The 325-nt window shown below is 60.6% G+C and carries 1 protein-coding gene; it reads left to right on the top strand.

Annotation, left to right across the window (positions count from 1 at the left end; genetic code table 11):
• Nucleotides 1-325: DUF2345 domain-containing protein (locus H7995_RS28275; protein ID WP_185819344.1), on the top strand; the 325-nt coding region annotated here is incomplete at both ends.

Raw genomic sequence — 325 nt, 5'->3', positions numbered from 1 at the left:
CGGCCAATGCCGATCCGGCCGATGTGCAGGCGCAGTTGCAGTTGCTCAAGCAAGACCTGGAACAACTCAAGTCGTCCGTGTTGCTGCTCAGTGCACCACACGGGATAGCGCTCACGAGCGGAAAACATCTGCAATTGGCCGCGCAAAACAACTTGATGCTCAGCGCCGGCGCGCAAGCGGACATCAGTGTGGCCAAGCGTCTGTTCATGGGGGTGGGGCAGGGGTTGAGCCTGTTTGTGCGCAAACTGGGGATCAAGCTGATCGCCAACCAGGGCCCGGTGAGTGTCCAGGCACAGAACGACAGGTTGCAGCTGATGGCCCGCCA

Origin of the sequence: Pseudomonas kielensis (assembly GCF_014236655.1) — a bacterium.
GTDB lineage: Bacteria > Pseudomonadota > Gammaproteobacteria > Pseudomonadales > Pseudomonadaceae > Aquipseudomonas > Aquipseudomonas kielensis.
The sequence above is the reverse complement of the archived record's forward strand: the minus strand, read 5'-3'. Positions and strand labels throughout refer to the sequence as shown.